The 1,046-nt window shown below is 28.5% G+C and carries 1 protein-coding gene; it reads left to right on the top strand.

Going from position 1 to position 1,046, the window contains the following annotated elements; genetic code table 11:
• Positions 1-65 precede the first annotated feature (65 nt).
• Positions 66-1,046 (top strand): LCP family protein (locus tag NSA58_RS20535; protein ID WP_257560959.1); only part of this gene is annotated, 981 nt, incomplete at its 3' end.

Here is a 1,046-nt window from a genome sequence, read left to right as displayed (position 1 = left end):
TTAAATCTATATAAATACGCTTATTATAATAAAATATTGCATTAAATTAAGAAGGGAAAATATATATGTCAAAACTAAAAAAAATTATAATTACGCTATTAGCTTTATTAGTCGCTATACCAGTTTGTGTATTTGGATACACTTATTATAAGTTAAATTCAATACATGAAGACACTGATTATGAATCAAAATTAGAGGATGTTAAGGGTATAACTAATATCCTATTGACTGGTACTGATGCTAGACCTGGTGAAACAGCTTCTAGAACCGATTCTATGATGATTCTTACTATAGATAATGTTCATAAGAGTGTAAAGCTTACTTCTTTAGCTCGTGATACTTATGTTCAATTACCAGGAAGAAGTCCAGGAAAGCTAAACACAGCTTATTTTTGGGGCAAAGAGCCTATGCTATTTGAAACTATAGAAAATGAATTTGGTATAGGAATTGATAAAATTATACAAGTTGATTTCAACTCTTTAATGAGCATAGTTGATATGCTTGGTGGTGTAGAAGTTAATATACCACAAAACAATTTATCTGAAATTAATAAATATGCTAAACAATGCTATGACTTATATAATTCATCAAATAAAGGTAATTTTAAACAAATTAATTCTGCTGGAAAACAAACACTAAATGGATATCAAGCATTAGGTTTCTCTCGCGTTAGAAAAGTAGATACTGCTATAGCTAGAGACGAAAGACAACAAGAGGTACTTATGGCAATTACCGATAAATTAAAATCAATGTCCCCTACTAAATATCCTAAACTACTAAATACTTTACTACCTTATGTAAAAACTAATTTAGATAGTAATGAGATACTAACGCTAGGCATTACTGCATTAGGCATAATAAATAATAGTAATGATATTAAAACAGCAGAGTTCCCTATAATTGATAATGTTCATGTTAAGGGTGGAATTTATAAAAACGCAGGATGGGTTTGGCTATATGATAAAAATTCAACTGTTGTTCTTCAAGATTTTATATATAAAGATATAAATATGGAAGATAATGAGTACTTAAAAGATAATAGTAAC

It is taken from the genome of Terrisporobacter muris (genome assembly GCF_024621905.1).
Lineage (GTDB): Bacteria > Bacillota > Clostridia > Peptostreptococcales > Peptostreptococcaceae > Terrisporobacter > Terrisporobacter muris.
Note: the sequence above shows the minus strand (reverse complement) of the source record. Positions and strands in the feature narration are given on the sequence as shown.